Source organism: Sphingomonas sp. HMP9, from assembly GCF_013374115.1.
Lineage (GTDB): Bacteria > Pseudomonadota > Alphaproteobacteria > Sphingomonadales > Sphingomonadaceae > Sphingomonas.
This window is the reverse complement of sequence record NZ_AP022673.1, coordinates 3,026,091-3,046,530: the sequence shown is the minus strand read 5'-3', so window position 1 is coordinate 3,046,530 and position 20,440 is coordinate 3,026,091. Positions and strand designations below refer to the sequence as shown.

Below are 20,440 nucleotides of genomic sequence, written 5' to 3'. Positions count from 1 at the left end.
ACGTTCTAGAATTTGCTGCCTCGGCTATCCACCCACCCAGTATTCGTGAGAACCACGGTGGTTTTCCCTTCAAGCTTGTCGCCTGTCGTTTGCTTCAGGATCGGAAAGGCCTCGACCATTGCCGAAGCGGTCGCCCAACCCGCCTGGTCCTTCACATGATAAGTATAGGCGACCGATGACATCGTGGCCCCGAAAGCGGCGCTTGGTTCAGTGAACTGCGTTACCTCGCTGACCGCTGGCGTCCCGTAGCAAAACTCGTTGCCATAAGGATTCCCATCGGGAGATTTGACGAACGCCTTTTGGCCCTGTTCCGTCAGATTATAGATCTTCACGGCCAGCTTGGTCTTGGACCCTCCCCAGCTAGAATCAGTCTCGATCGTTCCCGTCGACGTGCTCGCCAGCCCACTTTTCACCAGCGCGTCGAACGACCGGGTCCTGTCCTCGAAGTTGGCCTGCCCCGCTGGTGCGGTCGGCATCGCGACATAAGCCGGGAACGGTGAAGCCCCCCTCTCCTGACCAGTCGGTCGTGTGTCGCTCGTCGGCGCGTTGATGCACATGGGCTTCTTCACAAGGTACGCATCGATCGCTGTCTTGAAATTCCCATCGCTGGCCTTCTTCGGATCGCTGCATCCAGCGAGCAGCACCATCCCGGCGCATCCCATCAAACCAATTCGCATCCAGCAGCTCCCGTTGTCGTTCACGATGAGGAGAGAATTGGCGAAACCTCCGACGATGAACAGCCCTTAATTGGCTTGAAGTCCGTCGCGAGGAGAACCATCGAATGTGGGGGCGTCTCCGGCTTCGCCGGAACCGTCGCTCTATTCCGCTTCGCTCCACCGAGCCCGTGACCGGTCTCGGCCCATTCGGGTGACGATCAACTGACGGGCGCGCACGCGCGCAGGAAATCCTCTTCCGAAAAGCGGCAACTTCTTTCCAATCTGCCCCGGACTGCCCGTCTCTGCAGGCCGGCGAACTCTCCCATCGATCGAGGGGACGCAGAGTGCGGATACGAGAGGCAGGCGGCCGCCCATCCCTTAGCGACGTGGACGTTACCAGCGACCCAGCGTTGGGTCGCGTCCCGGGACGTGGTGTAGCTGAGGGGTGGCCATCGGAGATCTTCGGTTAGGTTTGGGTTGCGAAACTCAACCAACGGAGACTCCGATGACCGACGATACGATGAACCTGCAGGCGCTGGTGGGAAAGAGCGCGGACGCAGATTTCCTGCGCGAGATGATTGGCTTTGCCGCGCAGCGGCTGATGGACCTGGAGGTCGGCAGCCTGACCGGCGCCGGGTATGGCGAGAAGAGCAGTGACCGCCTCGCCCAGCGCAATGGTTACCGTGAGCGCGACTGGGAGACGCGGGCCGGCACCGTTGAACTGCGTATCCCCAAGCTGAGGACGGGCAGCTACTTTCCCGCCTTCCTGGAGCCTCGGCGCCTTTCAGAAAAAGCGCTGACCGCGGTCGTCCAGGAGGCGTACATCCAGGGCATCTCGACCCGGTCGGTCGATGATCTGGTGAAGGCCATGGGAATGTCGGGCATCTCGAAAAGCCAGGTCAGCCGGCTGTGCGAGGAGATCGACGTCCGCGTGAAGGCGTTCCTCGACCGGCCCATCGAGGGAGACTGGCCGTATGTCTGGGTCGACGCCACCTATCTGAAGGTCCGCCAGGCTGGTCGGATCGTCTCGGTCGCGGTCACCATCGCGGTCGGCGTGAACAGTGACGGCAGGCGCGAGGTGCTTGGAATGGCGATCGGCGCCTCGGAAGCCGAGACGTTCTGGACGGACTTCCTGCGCAGCCTGGCGCGGCGGGGCTTACGCGGCGTGAAACTCGTCATCTCGGATGCTCATGAAGGCATCAAAGCTGCCGTGTCGCGCGTGTTCAGCGCGAGCTGGCAGCGGTGTCGCGTACATTTCGCGCGTAACGCCACCGCACATGCCGGCAAGAGCGGGCGCCGCGTCGTCTCGGCCTTCATCGCTACGGCCTATGCCCAGGAAACGCCTGAGGCCGCCAAGGGGCAATGGCGCAAGGTCGCCCAAATGGTCGAGAATCTCGGCACGATGCCGTCGCCCCGATCGGCCGAGCCAGTCATAGTCCTCAAGCTCTGCAGGCGATGCTCCGATCTGCTCGGCAAGATACGCTACCGCGGTATCCGGAAACTCACCGGCACCGCGACCAAAGCGCCCTGTCGTACGGTACAGGAGCAGCTGCGCGGCAAAGCCGAGCCGGGTCGCCGCAGGCTTTGCGTTCAAAAGCGCGAAATCTTCGAACGCCAAACTCCAGCGGCCGGCGAGCTCCTCCTCCATCCCCCAGATACTCACCACCGACATTGTCTTCTCCGGCCCGCTTGTTTCACAACATTCGAGTACCGGAACGCAACAGTCAACCGCGCGGACCGTTTCCGATCCGTTCTACGAGATGGCCGTTTTTCGACCTATGAGGTGACTGGGCCTGCTACGCAAGGTCGCCGAACGGCTGACAAGTGCTCTTCGCGCTGGTGACCTGGTGGCACGCCTCGGTGGCGATGAGTTCGCGATCATCCAGTCCGACGCGCCACAGCCGGCCGCAGCGACCGCGCTAGCAACCCGCCTCGTTGACCTGATCGGGCGAGCTTATGCGGTCGAAGGTCATATGCTGCATATCGGCGCGAGCGTCGGTATCGCGATCGCGCCCGACGATGGCTACGAGCCGGATATCCTGCTGAAGAACGCCGATCTTGCGCTCTACCGGGCCAAGGCCGAGGGACGCGGCTGTTATCGTTTCTTCGAGCCGGGAATGAACGAGCGGATGCAGGCTCGTCGATCGATGGAGGTCGATCTACGGCGTGCGTTGGCACTCAAGCAATTCGAACTGGTCTATCAACCGCAGTTCGACATCGCGTCGAACCGGCTCACCGCCTTTGAGGCTTTGATCCGCTGGCACCACCCCGTCCGTGGCCTCGTTTCACCTGGAGACTTCATTCCGCTTGCCGAGGAAATCGGTATTATTCCCGCGATCGGGGAATGGGTGCTGCGTACCGCGTGCAAGCAGGCGGCGTCCTGGTCGGGCGCGATATCAATCGCCGTCAATCTGTCGCCATTGCAGTTCCGTGGAGGGAAGATCCTGGAAACGGTCGTCTCCGCCCTTGACCAATCGCAGCTTCCGGCCGAGCGCCTGGAACTCGAGATTACCGAAGGCGCACTCCTGGATAATACAGATGCCGCATGGGACGTGTTGAACAGGCTGCGCGGTCTCGGCGTATCGGTATCGATGGACGATTTCGGCACCGGCTATTCGTCGCTCAGCTATCTGCAGAAGTTTCCGTTCGACAAGATCAAGATCGACCAGTGCTTCATCCGCGATATTGATGCCCACGCCGATCGCCGGGCGATCATTCGCGCTGTGAACAGCCTTGCCAAGGCGTTGGGCATGAAGACGGTCGCAGAAGGCGTCGAGACCGATGCCGAGCTTGCCTGCATTCGCGCCGAAGGCTGCGATGCAGTGCAGGGGTATCTGACCGGCCGGCCAATGTCCGCAGTCGATGCGATGGCGTTGCTGACGCCCGATCAAATTGCCCAAGCTTGCTGAGGAATCCCGAGATGTCCGAACCGCTCTATCGCCTGGTCTATTACAGCCGCAACGCCATCGTGGGTGATGAAGCTACGTTGGCGACCGCGATCTCGTCGATCCTGACCAAGAGCCAAGTCAACAATGAGAGGGTCGGTGTCACCGGAGCGCTGATGTTCAACGCCGGCTGTTTTGCGCAGGTGCTGGAGGGGTCGCGGTCCGCGGTCGAGGGCGTGTTTGAACGCGTCCAGCAGGACGAGCGACACGGTGACGTCTCCTTGCTGGCCTTCGATCCGACGCCTGCCCGCGCGTTTGAAAACTGGTCGATGGGTTTCGTCGGTGCGCGCGTGGAAGACGCGGCACGCTACGGCACGGTGGGACCGCAAAGTGGTTTCGATCCAGCACGCATGACAGGCGATGGATTGTTCGAGGCGCTGCATCAACTGGCGCTTGAGGAAGAACATACCGCGTACTGAAGGCGTGGCGAAGCGAGGCAGGTACACGGTGCGCATGCTGGCGCGCGACTTTTTGCGAGTTCGGAGATCTCACAAATGCAAATGCAAATGCCGACGGAGTGGACGGGCGATTTAACGGCTGTCCCGGTCGGCTATATCCTCGGCTTCGGCACAGCCTCGTCATATCAACGCGTTGCAGATGAAGCGGCACGTGCGGCGGGCTGCGTTGCCGCGTTCGTATGCCGGATTGAGGATGGCGTGCTCGTGGTGATCGCGCAGGGCGGCGACAGTTCTCGGATCGATGCCGTTCCCCGGCTTGCGCCCAGGCCACTTCGTCACCAGTCAGGCGACGCGGTAGTGCAGACGATCAGCCCGATCGACGACGCGGCGCTGGCTGACAATCTACATTTCTCAGGTTTGGCGGCAACGACGCTGAAGTTTGCAGCGGTTACCGGCATCGTATGTGATGGGGGTGGATTACTCATCGTCGCACATAACGAACCGCGGCCCCTGCTGAACGCTGCCCAGACCTACGTCTTACGCGCCCACGCGGCGCATCTGGCGACACTGTTCGAGGTCGCGCGGCTGCGCGTCATCGTCGATGGTGCGGACTGTGCCGATCAGCGCGAACGCGTGGAACGCTTGCGGCTGCTGGAGTCTGTTGCAGTACATGCGCGCGATTCCATCGTCATAACCGAAGCCGAACCGGTGAACCTGCCGGGGCCACGCATCCTTTATTGCAATGCCGCCTTTACGCGGGCGACGGGATACGAGCCAGACGAGGTCATCGGGCGGACGCCACGCCTGTTACAGGGCGAAAAAACGGATCCAACGTCGAGAGCGAGGCTTCGTCAGGCGCTCGAAGCCTGGGAGCCGATCGAGATCGAAATGATCAACTACCGCAAGGACGGCACGGAATTCTGGGTCGAGCTGAGCATTGTACCTATCGCAGACGAGCGCGGTTGGTTTACCCACTGGGTCTCGGTCCAGCGCGACATCACCGACCGCAAGGATGCCGAGCAGCTCGCATTGCGTATCCGCCTTGCCGAATCTGAAAACGAAGCACTGGCATGTGAGATTCAAGAGCGCAAACGGGTCGAAGCTGAGCTGCTTTATACCGCGTTCCATGACAATTTAACGCGCCTTCGCAACCGCGCGTTCTTCATGGAGCGGTTGGCAGCAGCCCTCGACCGATGGCGGGAATCAGAACACGGTACCTGTTCGGTACTGTTCCTGGACCTCGATCAGTTCAAGGTCGTCAACGACAGCCTTGGCCATATCGCGGGCGACGCACTACTCCAGGAAATCGCACATCGTTTGAAAGGGTGCATTCGGCCGCAGGATACGCTTGCACGCATCGGCGGCGACGAGTTCGCGGTGCTGATCGAGGACGCTGACGACTTGGCCATGCCGGTATCGGTCGCCGAGCGGATCATCGGAGCGCTGCGCCCGCCAGTCCAATTGGGTCGCCAGAGCGTCTTTCCGTCGTGCAGCATCGGTATCGTCGAAGCCGCTGATAGAGCCGCAGTTCCCGAAGATCTCATCCGAGATGCGGACATCGCGATGTACGAGGCCAAACGCGCAGGATACGGCGATTACGCGATCTTCAATGCCTCGATGCACGACAATGCGATCGCGCTCCTGGCGCTTCAGACCGATCTGCGACACGCACTTGATCGGGGCGAGTTCAGGCTCGTCTATCAGCCGATCGTCAATCCGACGACGAAAACGGTGGTCAGCTTCGAGGCATTGCTGCGTTGGGAACACCCGGAACGTGGCACGGTATCTCCGACCGATTTTGTACCGGTCGCCGAGCAGATCGGGCTGATCCGGCAGATCGACCGCTGGGTGATGCGCGAAGCCTGCCAACAACTGAAGCTCTGGCAGGTTAAGTTCGCGCAGCCAGATTTGCGTATGAGCGTCAACACATCGGCAGCAGAATTCGTCGATCCCGATTTTCTTGGCGATCTGGATCTTACTTTGAAAGAGTTTGACATTCACCCGACCTGCCTGGAGCTTGAGATCACTGAAGGTATTTTCCTAAATCCGTCACCCTACATCGCTGAAACAATCACGCGCGTGCGCGAACTCGGCGTTCGTATAGCACTCGACGACTTCGGCACCGGCTATTCCTCTCTTAGCTACATCAACCGCTACCCGATCGACACGATCAAGATCGACAAGTCTTTCATTGACGGATTGTGTGAGGACAGCCGGACCGCTGCGATCGTGGAGTTGATAATCAAGCTGGGCGCCACTCTTCAGGTTGGGGTCATAGCCGAGGGCGTAGAGACTGTGGATCAGGTGACGGCGCTGGCGATGATCGGATGCGACGCCGTTCAAGGATATTACTTCGCTAAGCCGCTGCCACAAGAGAAGGCAGAGGCGATTTTGACAGAGGCTTTGAACTTGAGCTGCCATTAATCTTCATACTATGATGAAGTAATGGCGCGTGACGCTTTCCATCCGAACCGTTTTGAGAATGCTATGCAGTTCCCAATCAACGGTCCTAATTGGGAATGCCGGCGCGTTCCCATTGGCCGATCCTTTGCGAGACGGATGGATCGCTAGATTTGCCCCGCCTCCACTAGTTGGCCCAACAAGGCGTTCACGCGTGTCTGCCATCCAGGGCCGCTGCCACGCAGATGCTCGACCGTTGCTGCGTCCAAGCGGATTTTGATTTCGACCTTTGGCGTTTCCAGCCTCGGCCGACCGCGCCGGGATGGAGTCATGCCAGCCATAAACGCAGCATCGAGTGGTGGACTATCGTCGTGAATTTCGGGATCAAACTTGCCCATAGTAGAACCTCACCTCATGCTTTTCTGCGGGACGCAGGCTGATGGCGCGCACCGCATCTTCGTGAGAGCCTTCGGCGAACACCAGCACGTGCGGGCGGTCACCGATCAGACCAAGGGCAACGAACCGGGCTTCCCCGTAAATGAAACGATCGTCCTCGCGCTCCAACGCCGTATCCCAATCGAACCCCTCCGCTGCCACCAGCGACATGCCGTGCTTGGCGGCATTCGCGCGGTCCTTGGCAGGGTCGAACTCGATTTTCACAGATTTCCGTACACCCAATTAATCGCGGCAACAACAATTATTGTTCACCCAAAAAGAACGAGGGCCAACCTGCTGCCAAATCAGTTCGCAACCGACAGGCGACGTTGGGTCATTCCCGAAATCGGATCGACATACGAGATCCGGAATCTGTCTTTCGAGATTCGCACATCGGCTCCGATCACCTTTTGCCACTACCGAAGAGTAACGTTTTATCATGGTTGGTCGGAACTATGGTATCGAACTTCGAAGGGTGCAGGCGATTGATCAAGCGCCGGGAGATCGAGGGAGATGACTACCGAGACCATTGCGGCCGTTAGGGCTGACTCAAGGTCGCACCAGCGGCTGATGCGAGTCGTCACCGATAGCCCGATACCGTCCGTGATCAGCGACCCTCGGCGTCCCGACAACCCGATTATCGCGTGCAACCAGCCGTTCTGTGACCTGACCGGCTATCCCGCGGACCAGGTCATAGGGTACAACTGCCGGTTCCTGTCAGGTCCGGCGACCGAACCGTGGCTGTCAGAAGAGATTCGTCGCGGCGTGCGCGAGCACAAGCCGGTACTGGTCGAGATCCTCAACTACAAGCGCAACGGACAGCCGTTCCGCAATGCCGTACTAGTCGCGCCGCTGTACGACGAGGAAGACCGGCTGCTGTATTTTCTCGGCTCGCAGGTCGAGATCGATACGAACGCCGCGGCTCCCACCAGCATGCGCCGGATCCGGGCGGCGGAAATGGTCAAGGCGCTGTCGCCAAGACAGGGCCAGGTGCTGAAATTTGTCGCGCAGGGCCTACTCAACAAGCAGATCGCCGCCGAACTCGGACTGGCCGAGAAAACCGTCAAGATGCACCGCGCTATCCTGATGGAGCGGCTCGGCCTGACCTCCACAACGGGCCTGATCAGGCTCGCGGTCGAGGCTGGCCTCTAAGCTATATGAAGCTGCAGATGGGCCAAGGTCCGTATCGCACCCTATCGCCAGCGATCCCTGTGAGAACGCCGATCCTGCGTCTCCCGCCCCGCTGACAGAGCTATGTTGGAAAATGGGTGACGGTGGAGGATTGAAGGCGGCGTATCGAGGCGGGTGATGAGCCTGCCGGAACCTCTCAAGGAGAGCGATACGCCATGACCGATACTACCAACGTCGTTCAATTTCGCCAGCCCGATGATGTCGACGATCCGTTGACCGAGGTGCTGCGTGCCGGAGCTCGCCGGCTGCTTGCGCAGGCGGTGGAACTGGAGGCCGAGGCGTTCCTGGCGGCGCGAGACGACCTGCGACTACCCGATGGACGGTCGCGCCTGGTGCGCCACGGGCACGGGCCAGAGCGTCAGGTCCAGACCGGGATTGGCCCGGTGCCGGTGTCGCGCGTGAAGATCCGTGATCGCGGGGGGGCCGAGGAAGGGGAGCGTGTGCGCTTCTCGTCGGCAATCCTGCCGCGCTGGGCACGGCGGACCAAGAGCCTGGATGCGCTGCTGCCGGTGCTGTATCTGCGCGGGGTTTCGACCGGCGATTTTCAGGAGGCGCTCACGGCGCTCCTTGGCAAGGACGCGCCCAACCTTTCGCCGGCGGTGGTCGGTCGGCTCACCGCTGAATGGCAGGTCGAATACGAGCACTGGCAGGCGCGCGACCTATCGGCCCGCCGCTACGTGTATGTGTGGGCGGACGGCGTCTACCTGCAGGCGCGGATGGAGGATCATTCCGAGTGCATGCTGGTGCTGATCGGCGCCACGCCTGAGGGCAGGAAGGAACTGGTCGGCTTCCAGGTGGGCGTCCGTGAAAGCGCTCAGAGCTGGCGCGAGCTGCTCGTCGAGGTGAAACGGCGCGGCCTCGCAATCGCACCCGAGATCGCGGTGGGCGATGGCGCACTCGGCTTCTGGAAAGCGCTCGACGAAGTCTGGCCCAGCACGCGCCACCAGCGCTGCTGGGTGCACAAGATCGCCAACGTACTGAACAAGGTGCCCAAGTCGGTGCAGCCTGCAATAAAAGCTGACCTGCGCGAGATATATAGCGCGCCTGAGCGCGCAGCGGCGGAGAAGGCGATCGCCGTCTTTGTCGAGAAATATAGCGCGAAATACACCAAGGCCGTCGAATGCCTGACCAAGGATCGCGAGAGGCTGCTCACCTTCTTCGACTTCCCCGCCGAGCACTGGGACCATCTGCGGACGTCGAACCCGATCGAGAGCGTGTTCGCGACCGTGCGCCACAGGACGGTGCGTACCAAGGGCGCGCTGTCACCAAAGACGGCACGCCTCATGGTCTTCAAACTCGTCATCGCCGCGTCCAGGAAATGGCGCCGGCTGAAGGGCGAGAACCAGTTGCCCAAAGTCGTCGCTGGTGTCACATTCCGTGACGGCACCGAAGTCGTCGACGGCCAATCAACCCGCGCCGCCTGATCGCCTCGTCACCCAAATTCCGGCATAGCTCCCGCTGACACGCACTCTGAAAATCCGCTGACACTGACTGCGGAAACTGACATGAGCTGCCCCCGCCGCGTCAGTGATGCGAAAAATCACAAGTTTTGCATCAGGCTAAAAATCGTGGAAGCCGCGAGTTTCCTCGATGCGAAAATCCGATGCGCGTCGGTTGTTGAATAGGTACTCGGCACTGCGGAATTAGCGGATTGCACGATTGACCACTTTGCTAGCTTCCGCTGCCTCTCGCTCTGAACGGAAGACGACAGGTAGCCAACAATCGCCGTCAACTGAATATAAGCTCCAACGCTCCTTGAGATCGGCTTCAAGGCGCATTGCCGGAACATATGTGCGCTTCACCATCAATGGATTTTAACGCGGTTTAGCGCGTTGGAAACCACTCCGTTTTTCGATTAGCGCAGGTCACTTCCCCGCAGTGCCAATAGCGACGATCGTAGCGCGATAACCCGCTCCAGGCTCGTGGGAGGTAGGTTGTCCCACGAGAATGCCGAACGGCTTTTTGCCCCCTCTGTCCACATGCGCTTCGCAAGGCTTTCGAGTTCCAGGACTGAGGGATCACGCCCCGTCGCTATGCAATCGACTAGCTGGTCAAGGATCAGTGGGGTCGAGCTTTGCACGATTTTGTAATCCGAAGGGGCATGGCTGCTTCGCATGATATGGTGGCAGCGCGATGACATCTAATTCCCGCTAGTCGCCTATCGTTCCGTGTGTTCGATACAGCCGCGATATCGTTGCCTGATTGACCCCCAACAGGGCGGCGACTGTGCGCTGCGTATCGCCAGCGGCGAGCCGCTGTAGTGCCTCTGCCTGCTGGTGAGGGGTGAGGGCAGCACGTCGACCGAACTTCACGCCCCGCGCCTTGGCCTGAGCCCTGCCGGCAGTGGTGCGTTCGGTAATGCGATGGCGCTCCCAGCCGGCCGCGACGCCCAAGACAGCGATGATGACCTCGGCAAACTCTGAGGTGGTGTCAACCATTGGCTCGGTAATCGAGCGGAAGCCCGCACCGGCTTCCTTCACCACGTACAGGATGTTCAGAAGGTCGCGGGTGTTGCGAGCAAGGCGATCGGTCGACGTCACCATCAGCACATCGCCGGCATCGAGCGCGGCGATCGCGCGCTTGAGCTGCGGTCGATCGGCCGTCGCGGCGCTAATCTTCTCGCGGTAGATCTTGGTGCAGCCGACCGCGTCGAGCTGGGCGAGCTGCTGGGCCAGATCCTGACCGTTGGATGAGACGCGTGCGTAGCCGTAAATCATACGCCGGTTGTGCATTGGATTTATGCATCACGGAAGTGCCTGCATTCCGGCTATTTTTTAGTCGATGCAAAACTTGTGATTTTCGCATCAACGGCGACTTGCCAGAAATATGACTTGCCCAGCTACCAAGCATAGAGTTGCCTCTGCATGATTAATCTATGCTATACTGATTAATCGATGCGTAGCCGCGCGCTGCCGACAGAGGGATAGCTTCCCTGCCCAGAAGGATGGAGAGCTTATGCCTAATTCCGCAGTGCTTGCACCGATGCTCGACAAGTTGACGCGGCGGTCGCCGCTGGGCCCAGCCGAAACCAACGCGATCTTGGCCTTGCAGTACCGGTTGGCAGACGTCGATCCTGGCATGTACCTTGTTCGGGAAGGGAACAAGGTAAAGAACTGTTGCCTACTTCTGTGGGGCTTCGTGTACCGGAGCAAGATCACAGGCAGCGGCTCACGACAGATCGTATCGATCCATCTGCGAGGAGATTTGGTCGATCTACAGAACATCCTTCTTGAAGATGCCGATCACAATGTGCAGGCCCTGACCCATGCCCAGGTAGCGTACATACCGTGCCAAGCAATTCTCAACCTGACGGAAGCATACCCCGCTATTGGGCGCGCGCTTTGGCTCGACACTCTGGTGGACGCTTCAATGGCGCGGGAATGGATACTAAACATTGGCCAGCGTAATGCCCGCCAGCGCATCGCGCACCTGCTTTGCGAACTTGCACTGTGCCAGGAAGCTGCGGGCATATGCAAAGCTCCAGATTACGAATTGCCGATGACGCAGGAGCAGATTGGGGACGCGACCGGCCTAACGTCGGTTCACGTCAATCGCACGCTCAAGGCGTTGCGCGCCGATGGGCTTATCAGCACGGACGGGCGAAAGGTAACGATCAAGGACTGGTCCGGACTGCGTTCAGCCGGCGATTTCAGTAAAGGCTACCTGCACCAGCCGGCTTTGCCGTTCGCGGCTTAGCTTTCCTTGGCGAGAGGCGGGATGATCTTGATTGTGATAGGGCAGGCAAACGCCAGCGAAAGAACCGTTGCACCACGTTCATCCGCCACTTCAAACCGCCCGCGGTAGTCCTGCTCGCCTTTCTTCATGGCCTCGGCAATCAGCCCGCTGGCACCTGCGATCGCCGCCTTCTGCACGGCGGCCAAATCTGAGCAATCGATGCCCTCCAAATCGGAGATGTACTCATCCCCTTCGATGATATTGAAGAAATAAATGGTCATCGCAAGGCACCTCTAGCTGCGATACATTGCTCGTTCTGGAGGACACGTCGTGAGCATAGATCAAGTTATGCACATCGATGCGCCTCCACTGACGATCGAGAAAGCAAAAACGGGCATCGTAAAATATGCTGCTTTCGGAGCATTCTTGGGTGCTGCCGTTTGTATAGCTAACTATCGGTAATTACCCACCCCCAAATCTGACGGATTTTTAGGCGCCCAGGGTTGCTGCGATCGTACCGAAGATGTTGGCGCCAGGCGTGAGACGTGCGGTGGCGACGACGGTCCTGACATCGGCTTCGCCTTGGGCGGCCCACATGGCGCGGTATCCGTTGGTGACCTTGCGCTGGATGACAGCGGGGCGAAGGTCGCGCTCGCACGCGTTGTTGGTCGGCTCGACCTGGCCGGGCCAATAGGCAAAGGTCAGGAGCTGCTCTCTGGCGCGAGCAAACTTGTTCTGGAGCTTTCGGGTCAGATCGCACGCCGTCGCCGTACTGAGGATATCGCCGATGGTTCGCTCCAGAGCGCGTCGCCTGGCGGCAATCGTGGATCGTGCGAGATGGCGGATGTCCCTGGCCAGTCTGAACGCCTTACCAAGCCATAGTTTGAGGCGCATCGGCAAGAAGTCCTCACTGTTCTGAAGCGCGTAGGCGACATCGCGCGCAAGATGGGCGAGGCAGGCCTGGTGTGCATCGGCATGACCTTGCTGGGCTGCATAGCGGTCAGAGCACCAGACGTCCGGGCGATGCCCGTCCATCATGGTGCGTACCACGATCGCGCCGCGGGTCGGGGCCGCTGTGTGAACGACGGCACGGTCGCACCGAAAAACCCAGTGGTATGAGTTGCTGCCTTCGATACGCACCCCGGTCTCATCCGAGCTGACGACGCTTGCCTGACGCAAGCTCGACACCGCGTCCTCGCGTCCGTCCACGAAGTGCTCCTGTGCACGGCGGAGCATGTTCATCAGGCCGCCCTGACTGATCGTCAGGGCGAACAGGTCGGCAAACGCTCCCTGAAGTCGTTCGTAGGACAGCGCCTGAAAGGTCTTCAGATAGGTCGCGATCGCATGGATCCGTGCGCCGAACGGCGTTCCTTTCGCAGCGTCCGGTAGAGCCGCTGCCACGCGCATCCCGCACGATGGGCAACGAACCGACAACCGTCTGTGGCGCTCTACAATGGGCGTGATCGGCGGAAGTTCGACCGTGTCGTGCTCGCTGACGGTCTCGGCAGCCAGATCGACCGGTAGTGCCGCACAACAGCCGGTGCAGGTGTCCGGACGATGATCAATTGCGCGATCGAATGCGTCGCCTCGTATCCGGCTATGTCCCTCGTGGCCCGGCTTTGCCCCGCCCGGCCGCGAGGACTCGCGCCGCTCCTTGCGGTCGGTCGAGGGCGGCTTCGACGAGGTCTGCGACGTCTTGGCCGGGCGCTGCAGGCGCAGCACCAGCTCGATCAGTTCTTCGCGGCTCAGGCGCTCAAGATCCGGACGACCCATACACCCTTTGAATCAGCGATCGCGCTCGTCCGCAAGGGGGGTGGGTAATTACAACTATGGGGCTCCGTGGGAGTTTCTTCAGCCGTGTACGCTAAGGAAACACGAAGTTCTTGGGATTGAAGCGGTTGGCACGGATGGGGCGGTAGCGTTCGAGGGGTTGGTCGATCTCGTTCCAGAGATAGTCGCCGGTGAGCGCGATATGGCTCCAGGGCAGCGGCGCGACCTGGGCGAGGAGAGCATCGGGGATAGTGGTGCCCTGGTCGCGCACGAAGCGGACGGCGCGGCTGAGATAGACGGTGTTCCACAGGATGATCGCGTTGACGACAAGGTTGAGGCCCGAGGCGCGGTAAGCCATTGTGTCGGCGACGCGGTTGCGCAACTCGCCGAGCTGATGAAGGAAGACGGCGCGCGCCAGCGCATGGCGGCTTTCGCCCTTGTTGAGGATGGCATGGGACCGTCTGCGCAGCTTGGGATCGAGCAGCCAGTCGCAAATGAAGATCGAGCGCTCGATCCGCCCGATCTCGCGCAGCGCGACCGACAGCCCGTTCTGGCGCGGTGTCGCTGCGATTTTCTTGAGGATCACCGAAGGGGGAACGAGCCCGGCGGCGACCGAGGCGCCGAGCCGCAGCACGTCATCCCAGTGCGGCTCGATCCTGCCCATGTTGATCGTGCCACCGATCAGTGCGTCGAGCGGATCGTAGGCGCTGTCGGGGGCGATCACGAATAGCCGTCGATCGCCCAGGTTGCGGATGCGCGGGATGAGCCGATAGCCGAACTGGTGGAACATGGCGAAGGTCGTCTCGGTCGCGCCCGCGGTGTCGGTCGCATGCTCGTGGATCTCGACCGAGCTCTCGTTGTGGAGGAGCCCGTCGAGCACATAGGGCGCTTCGCTCTCGGAGGCCGAGATCAGCCGGGAGAAGAAGGAGGCGAACCGGTTGGAGAGGAACCCGTAGAGCGAGGCGCCGGGGCGCTTGCCGTACTTGGCATTGTAGTCGAGGCTGGCCTCGCCGCGACCACCGGCGGGGAAGAACTGCCCGTCGGACGACGACACATGACCATCGCCCCAGATCGCCGCGAACGGGTGAGCCTGCTGCGCATCGACCAGCACGGCCGTCGCGGTCGCGTAGGTTTCGGGGCGAAGATGACGGTCGATCATCAGCATCATCTGGTGGATGGTGACGCCGCGCGAACTCTCCGCCATGCGCTCGGCACCGGCGTTGGTCGCGTCGGCGAGAATTGCGGCCATCAGCGCCGCCTCGTCGCCCGCAGTGTGGCCGGTGGGGTAATGGGTGAAGCTGTCGAGAAATCCGGTCCAACGGTGAACTTCGGCAAGCAGGCTGGTGATTCTGACGCGAGGCACGAGCGTGTAAAGACGACGACTGAGCGCGACGATCCGGTCGCGCTCCTCCTCGCCGATCGGACTTATCGAAAGTCCCTTCTCGCCCAAGGTGGCGTCAGGGATCGCATCGGCTGCGGCCGCCTGGGCGAGCGCCTTCAGCCGGGTATCCAGCGTGGCGGTTCGCTCCTTGCGCCAGGCATCGAAGCTGTCGGGCACCGCGAGCCCCAGCCGCTGCTCGGCGCGCATCATGTCGAAGGTCGACCGCGGCAGAAGATAATCCTCAAAGCTGCGCCAGGCACGGCTGCCCTCGACCCAGATATCGCCGGCGCGCAGCCGGTCGCGCAGGTGAACGAGAACCGCGACCTCCCAAGCGCGCGCATCGAAATCGCCGCTGCCCGAGCGGACGCGGCGTCGCCACTTGCGGGTCAGGAAGGACAGCGGCACCGTTTTCGGCAGCCTGGCGCCCTGATGCACCGTCCGCAGCAGCTCGATCGACGCAAGGATCTGATCGGTCGGGCGAAACGACCGGAAGCTGAACGCCGCGAATACGAGCCTGGCGACGGCGCGCAGCGATCTCTGGCGACCCACCAGTTCGTCGAACTCGTCGTGCCTGTCGGGATGAACGAGACCGGAGGCTACCGCGACGCTGGTCTCCAGCGCCTCCCACCCGAGCGTGCCGGCGATCGCCGCGCCGAGATCACCGCCGCTCGTGCGCGCCGCCAGCAGCGCCCGGCCGAGCTGGACATGATCGACCGCGACGCCAGTCAGTATATCGGCCTCGCGCAAGCGCCGCTCGTTGCGGCTCCACTCCGCCTTACGCCGGGCGGTGCCGAGGAGCCTGCCGAACAGGTCGATTGCCAGGTCGGTGAGCGCTGCCTGCCGCTCGATCACGAAGGCGGTCAGCGTCGCATAGCGGCGGTCTGCCGAGAAGCGCTGCATCTCGCGGGCGTGGAGGATGCGCGCTTCCTTGGCGATGACGCCGTAGCGGTTGGCGTGGATGGTTTTTCGCCGTTCGTCGGTGATCCCTGCGCGGCGCACGACCTCGAGCCGGGCGATCACCGCCTTGAGGCTTTTCGTTCTGGCGCCTTCGGGTGCATCGGCGATCCAGCCGAGCATGGTTCGCTCTCCGCTCCGTTCGCTGAGCAACTCGTCCAGGCTGGCCAGCGTGGCCGGGCTGAGGTCGGCGATCAGATGTCGATACGCCTGTCGCCGCGCCATGGCGCGACCAGCCAGCGCAAGTCGCTCGATCAGGTCCGCGCCCGGGACAACAATGCGCGCGGCCTTCAGCGCGTCGATGACGGCGAGTACGATCGGTTCCCCCTTCTCCGTGGCCACCGCGCCGATCGCTGCCGCTCGGATACACAGGCGATAATCGCGCTCCTGCATCGTCCGCAGGTCCAGTTGGGCCACGATCTCGGCCAGATGCTCGCGCCGGGTCTCGTCACGCCGGGCGTAAAGCTCGAACACGACCGGATCGATGCCGATCTGGTCGGCGACCGTATCGAGGACAGCGACCGGGATCGTCTCGCCCGAGCGCAGTGGCCGCCCGAGATCGCGCACCAGCGCCAGCTGCACCGCGAAGCCCAGCCGATTGTGGGATCGGCGACGACGCCTGGCGAAGGCGACATCCTCCGGCGTGAGCGCGTAGCGCGCGAGTGCCTCCTCGTGGGTGTCGGGAGGCTCGAACAGAACCGATCGCGCCTGAGCATCCAGAAATGCCACGCCGGCGATCCGCTCAGTCAGCCGGTGATCGCAGGCTTGTCGGCCGCCCCGGCCCCGGCCCACCCGGTCCGCTTCAGCATGTCGATCAACGTCGAGCGCGGCACCTTGAAGCTGCGGCATATCGAGGCCTTGCTGGTGCCGCCCTCCAGCGCCGCCAGGATCTGGTCGATCTTCTCAGCATCGATCGTGGGCGGTCTGCCGCCCTTGCGGCCACGTCGACGCGCCGCGGCGAGTCCTGCGTTGACGCGCTCGGTGATCAGTGCCCGCTCATATTCGGCGAGCGTGCCGAATAGGTTGAACAGGAAGCTGCCATGCGCATTCGTGGTGTCGATCGCTTCGGTCAGCGACCGGAAGGCAACGCCGCGCTGTTTCAGTTCCTCGACGATGCGGATCAGGTGCGACAGCGACCGGCCGAGCCGATCGAGCTTCCAGACGACGAGCACATCGCCTTCGCGCAGATCGGTCATGCACGCTTTCAGGCCCGGTCGATCGTCGCGTACGCCCGAGGCGCGATCCTGGTGCAGATGCCGCTCGTCGATACCCGCGCCGAGCAGCGCGTCACGCTGCAGATCGACCGACTGGCGATCGTCGTTGGTGGAGACCCGCATGTAACCGACCAGCATATGCGACAAACCCCGAAATAGACGTTGTCGCGCATCCTAGCGGTCCGACAGGGTTTGTCGTGCGAAATACGGGGCTTTTCGGAGGGTGGTGTCAGTTTCCGAAGTCGATGTCAGCCGTGGGTTGGCTCGCTTGCTAAACGGTGCCCGCATTTGCCATAGTCGATGTCGCTGGGATCGGAGTCGATGTCGGCAGCTTACACTTCTCTCGAAGTGGATGTCGGCAGATGGCGGATGGTGATGCCCCGGACCTGAGCCTGATACCCGAGCCTTTGTGGCAGGAGGCGGAGCGGCGTGCGGCTGTGCTGCGTCCGCTGGCGGACTTACCGGCATGTTCTCGCGATCAGGCACGCATGGCGGCAACCGCCTTGGGCGTGACCGAACGACAGGTGTATCGCTTGCTTCGCAAATGCCGGGAGGGCGGCGGTACGCTGACCGCGATGCTCCGGGGCAGATCGAGTGGCGGACGTGGGAAAGCGCGCATCGCGGAGCGCCGCGATACCCTGATCCGCGAAGCGGTGTCCGACCTGTATCTGACGCCGCAGCGGCTGTCGGCAGCAAGCATCGTGGTCGAGGTGCGCAAGCGCGCCCGCGCGCAGCATGTGCGGCCGCCATCGGCGGGAACGGTCAGGCGGCGGATTGCGGCGCTGTCCATGGAAGACCGCCGCCAACGTGGCGACGTGGATGTGCCGGAAGCGGTGCTGGGGTCGACCGTAACCGCGCAGGCACCCCTCGACATGGTGCAGATCGACCATACGCCGGTTGACCTTATCCTGGTCGATCCGATCGAGCGCCGCCCAATCGGGCGCCCATGGGTGACCGTCGCGATCGACGTCTTCAGCCGTTGCATCGCCGGTTTCCACGTCACACTGGAAGCGCCTTCCTCGACGAGCGTCGGCCTGTGTCTGGCACATGTCGCGTCGGACAAGCGGGACTGGTTGGAAGCCATTGAAATCGATGCGGACTGGCCGGTCATGGGGCGCCCACGCCGCATCGGCGTGGACAATGCGACCGAATTTCATTCGGAGGCGCTGGAGCGCGGGTGCGCCCAGCACGACATCACCATCGACTGGCGACCGCTCGGGCGACCGCAGGTCGGTGGTGTCGTGGAACGAGTGATCGGCACGCTGATGGAGCTGGTCCATGCCCTGCCGGGCACGACCTTTTCCAACGTCATGCAGCGCGGACGCTACGACAGCGACAGGGCGGCGTGCCTGACGCTCGCAGAACTGGAACGCTGGTTGGCCGTCGCCATCGCCAAGCTCTACCATCTACGTCCTCATGCCGGGCTGGACGGCGAGGTGCCGCTGCGGCGCTATCAGGAAGGTGTGCGCGCACTTGCAACTGAAGGCCGGGCACCGCCCACGCCGCGTGATCCGCGTGCATTCCTGATCGACTTTCTGCCCGTGGTCCGACGCACCTTGCGTCGCGATGGCGTGGTGATCGACGACCACGCACGTCGTCGGAGCAGCAATACAGCGATCGCAAGCTTCGCTCTCGACGCTGAGCCGGGAGCTTGGGATCAGCCCGAAGACGGTGGCGAAATGGTGGAAGCGGGCGACGAGCGAGGATTTGAAGACCGGGCCGAAGGCCCCTCACTCCACGATCTTGACCCAAGCCGAGGAGGCAGCGGTCGTCGCATTCCGGCGTCACACATTACTGCTGCTCGACGATTGCCTCTATGCGTTGCAGCCGTCGATCCTGCATCTGACACGGTCAGCGCTGCACCGCTGCCTGCAGCGTCATGGCATATCCCGTCTTCCGGACATCGAGGGGGACAAGCCGAAGCGACAGCGCTTCAAGCGCTACCCGATCGGCTTCTTCCAGATGGATATCGCCGAGGTTCAGACTGCCGAAGGCAAGGCTCTCCTGAGCTTGTCGAAGGGCTCTACCTGTTCGTCGGCATCGACCGCACCAGCAAGTTTGCGGTCACCCAGCTCGTCGATAAAGTTGCCAGGCGGACGGCATGGGAGTTCCTCGAACTTCTGCTGAAAGCTGTGCCCTACCGCATTCACACGACCCTGACCGACAACAGCATCCAGTTCGCCGAGCAACCGCGCATTCGTAACACTGCCTGGTCGCGGCAGATGCGCTTCGACATGATCTGCGAGGCGAACGATATCGAGCACCGGCTCACCAAGCCGAACCACCCTTGGACCAACGGTCACGTCGAGCGGATGAACCGCACGATTAAGGAAGCGACCGTCAAACGCTTTCACTACGAGAACCACGAGCAATTGCGGGTGCACCTCGCCGACTCATAGCGGCTTACAATTTCGCCCGCCGGCTCAAGACGCTCAGTGGCCTCACGCCTTACGAATGCATCACAAAATCTGGACGTCAGAGCCCGATAGGTTCATCATTGATTCGATCAACCAAATGCCGGGACTAAACACCTAAACAACTAGGCGCACCTTCCATGTAAGCGTATTCATCAGGCCGCCTTGCGGCATCGTCGATAGCCGGGACGCTTGCCGCCAGTGACGAGGGTGGTGTTGGTGCAGGAAGTTTCGGGTTCTACGACCAGTCATACGAGCGCTCGTATGACTGGTCGTATGGAAATAGTCGGCCGGGTGTCGGGCCGGCGGCGATGGTCAGACGCGGAGAAGCTGGAGATCCTGGCCGAAGCGTTCCGGCCTGGGGCTAGGGTCTGCGATGTTATCGCTTTGCGCGAAGTGTCGAGCAGCCTGATCTATACGTGGCGCAAGCAACTGCGCGAAGGCAAGCTGGCCGGCGCCACGCCGTCGCTGCCGGTGTTTGCCGAGGTTCAGCTCGCGCAGCCGGTCGTGCCGGCGTCACGGCCGGTGCCATGCGCGCCGGAGCGCATCGATATCGAGTTGCCCAGCGGCGTTCGGATCAGTGTCGACGGCGAGGTGGATGCGGATGCGCTGGCGCGGGTGTTGTCGGTGCTGCGGTGAGCCCGGCGCCGTTGCCGACGCGGGTATATCTGGCGTGCGGCGTGACCGACATGCGCAAGGGCTTCGACGGGCTGGCGGTGCTGGTGCAGCAAGTGCTGGCGCAAAACCCGCATTCGGGCGCGCTGTTCGCGTTCCGGGGCAAGCGCGGGCATCTGATCAAGCTGCTCTGGTTCGACGGGCAAGGCCTTTGCCTGTTTTCGAAGCGGCTCGACCGGGGCCGCTTCGTCTGGCCGGTGGCGGCGAGCGGCACGGTGGTGCTGACGCCAGCGCAATTGTCGATGCTGTTGGAGGGCATCGACTGGCGCCGCCCGGAGCGGACCTGCACGCCGACGCTGGCGGGATGAAGCCGGCGGTCTTGCGTCGCTTTT

Annotated in this window: 16 protein-coding genes and 3 pseudogenes; 10 read left to right on the top strand and 9 right to left on the bottom strand. The window is 62.0% G+C overall.

The features are described from left to right. Window positions 1-5: 5 nt before the first annotated feature. Window positions 6-677, bottom strand: a complete 672-nt coding sequence (locus HMP09_RS13715) for a hypothetical protein (RefSeq protein ID WP_176500811.1) — start codon at window positions 675-677, stop codon at window positions 6-8. A 484-nt stretch (window positions 678-1,161) separates the two neighbouring features. Between HMP09_RS13715 and HMP09_RS13710 the strand changes: the two are divergent. Beyond that, window positions 1,162-2,043, top strand: a pseudogene (locus tag HMP09_RS13710) (IS256 family transposase); the annotation flags it as partial. Between the two features lie 48 nt (window positions 2,044-2,091). On the opposite strand, the pseudogene HMP09_RS18700 reads toward HMP09_RS13710, so the two are convergent. After that, window positions 2,092-2,304 (bottom strand): annotated as a pseudogene (locus HMP09_RS18700) (DUF4158 domain-containing protein); the annotation flags it as partial. Between the two features lie 199 nt (window positions 2,305-2,503). Here HMP09_RS18700 and HMP09_RS13700 point away from each other — a divergent pair. From HMP09_RS13700 to HMP09_RS13690, 3 genes are all read left to right on the top strand, one after another. Continuing rightward, window positions 2,504-3,565 carry a putative bifunctional diguanylate cyclase/phosphodiesterase gene (locus tag HMP09_RS13700; protein WP_232090297.1) on the top strand — a complete coding sequence of 354 codons (1,062 nt, stop codon included), beginning with the start codon at window positions 2,504-2,506 and terminating at the stop codon, window positions 3,563-3,565. An 11-nt stretch (window positions 3,566-3,576) separates the two neighbouring features. Next, on the top strand, window positions 3,577-4,020 hold the full coding sequence (locus HMP09_RS13695) for a BLUF domain-containing protein (RefSeq protein ID WP_176500810.1): 444 nt from the start codon (window positions 3,577-3,579) through the stop codon (window positions 4,018-4,020). 75 nt (window positions 4,021-4,095) lie between these two features. Next, window positions 4,096-6,423: a putative bifunctional diguanylate cyclase/phosphodiesterase gene (locus HMP09_RS13690; protein ID WP_232090295.1), complete on the top strand. Its 2,328-nt coding sequence runs from the start codon at window positions 4,096-4,098 to the stop codon at window positions 6,421-6,423. Window positions 6,424-6,566: 143 nt separating this feature from the next. Here HMP09_RS13690 and HMP09_RS18695 read toward each other — a convergent pair whose 3' ends face one another. Together HMP09_RS18695 and HMP09_RS13680 are read right to left on the bottom strand one after the other, a co-directional pair. Next, complete coding sequence (locus HMP09_RS18695) at window positions 6,567-6,731, bottom strand: BrnA antitoxin family protein (RefSeq protein WP_443026469.1); 165 nt, start codon at window positions 6,729-6,731, stop codon at window positions 6,567-6,569. 52 nt (window positions 6,732-6,783) lie between these two features. Next, window positions 6,784-7,059 (bottom strand): BrnT family toxin, encoded by a 276-nt coding sequence (locus HMP09_RS13680; RefSeq protein ID WP_176500808.1) that lies wholly within the window; start codon window positions 7,057-7,059, stop codon window positions 6,784-6,786. 345 nt (window positions 7,060-7,404) lie between these two features. Between HMP09_RS13680 and HMP09_RS13675 the strand changes: the two genes are divergently transcribed. Together HMP09_RS13675 and HMP09_RS13670 are read left to right on the top strand one after the other, a co-directional pair. Continuing rightward, window positions 7,405-7,986 (top strand): LuxR C-terminal-related transcriptional regulator, encoded by a 582-nt coding sequence (locus tag HMP09_RS13675; protein WP_232090293.1) that lies wholly within the window; start codon window positions 7,405-7,407, stop codon window positions 7,984-7,986. A 194-nt stretch (window positions 7,987-8,180) separates the two neighbouring features. Then, window positions 8,181-9,449: an IS256 family transposase gene (locus tag HMP09_RS13670; RefSeq protein WP_176498995.1), complete on the top strand. Its 1,269-nt coding sequence runs from the start codon at window positions 8,181-8,183 to the stop codon at window positions 9,447-9,449. Window positions 9,450-10,175: 726 nt separating this feature from the next. On the opposite strand, the gene HMP09_RS13665 is transcribed toward HMP09_RS13670, so the two are convergent. Beyond that, entirely contained in the window at window positions 10,176-10,742 is a 567-nt protein-coding gene (locus HMP09_RS13665) for a recombinase family protein (protein WP_176500806.1), read from the bottom strand. Window positions 10,743-10,980: 238 nt separating this feature from the next. Here HMP09_RS13665 and HMP09_RS13660 point away from each other — a divergent pair, with 238 nt between their 5' ends. Then, window positions 10,981-11,721 carry a Crp/Fnr family transcriptional regulator gene (locus tag HMP09_RS13660; RefSeq protein WP_232090291.1) on the top strand — a complete coding sequence of 247 codons (741 nt, stop codon included), beginning with the start codon at window positions 10,981-10,983 and terminating at the stop codon, window positions 11,719-11,721. Here the strand turns inward: HMP09_RS13660 and HMP09_RS13655 are convergent. The 4 genes from HMP09_RS13655 to HMP09_RS13640 form a co-directional block, all read right to left on the bottom strand. Then, window positions 11,718-11,981: a DUF6894 family protein gene (locus tag HMP09_RS13655; RefSeq protein WP_176500805.1), complete on the bottom strand. Its 264-nt coding sequence runs from the start codon at window positions 11,979-11,981 to the stop codon at window positions 11,718-11,720. The two genes, HMP09_RS13660 and HMP09_RS13655, sit on opposite strands and share 4 nt — an antisense overlap. Before the next feature lie 208 nt (window positions 11,982-12,189). Further along, a complete protein-coding gene (gene tnpC / locus HMP09_RS13650; RefSeq protein WP_176499152.1) occupies window positions 12,190-13,473 on the bottom strand; it encodes an IS66 family transposase in 1,284 nt (427 codons plus the stop codon). A 91-nt stretch (window positions 13,474-13,564) separates the two neighbouring features. Then, window positions 13,565-16,534, bottom strand: a complete 2,970-nt coding sequence (locus tag HMP09_RS13645; RefSeq protein ID WP_176500804.1) for a Tn3 family transposase — start codon at window positions 16,532-16,534, stop codon at window positions 13,565-13,567. 17 nt (window positions 16,535-16,551) lie between these two features. After that, window positions 16,552-17,157 (bottom strand): recombinase family protein, encoded by a 606-nt coding sequence (locus HMP09_RS13640; protein WP_176500778.1) that lies wholly within the window; start codon window positions 17,155-17,157, stop codon window positions 16,552-16,554. Window positions 17,158-18,627: 1,470 nt separating this feature from the next. Between HMP09_RS13640 and HMP09_RS13630 the strand changes: the two are divergent. From HMP09_RS13630 to tnpB, 3 genes and pseudogenes are all read left to right on the top strand, one after another. Next, window positions 18,628-19,554 (top strand): annotated as a pseudogene (locus tag HMP09_RS13630) (IS481 family transposase). Between the two features lie 155 nt (window positions 19,555-19,709). Further along, complete coding sequence (gene tnpA, locus HMP09_RS13625) at window positions 19,710-20,072, top strand: IS66-like element accessory protein TnpA (RefSeq protein WP_232090289.1); 363 nt, start codon at window positions 19,710-19,712, stop codon at window positions 20,070-20,072. A gap of 50 nt (window positions 20,073-20,122) precedes the next feature. Further along, the gene (tnpB, locus tag HMP09_RS13620; protein WP_232090883.1) at window positions 20,123-20,416 is read left to right on the top strand and encodes an IS66 family insertion sequence element accessory protein TnpB; all 294 of its coding nucleotides are present in this window, start codon (window positions 20,123-20,125) and stop codon (window positions 20,414-20,416) included. Window positions 20,417-20,440 lie beyond the last annotated feature (24 nt).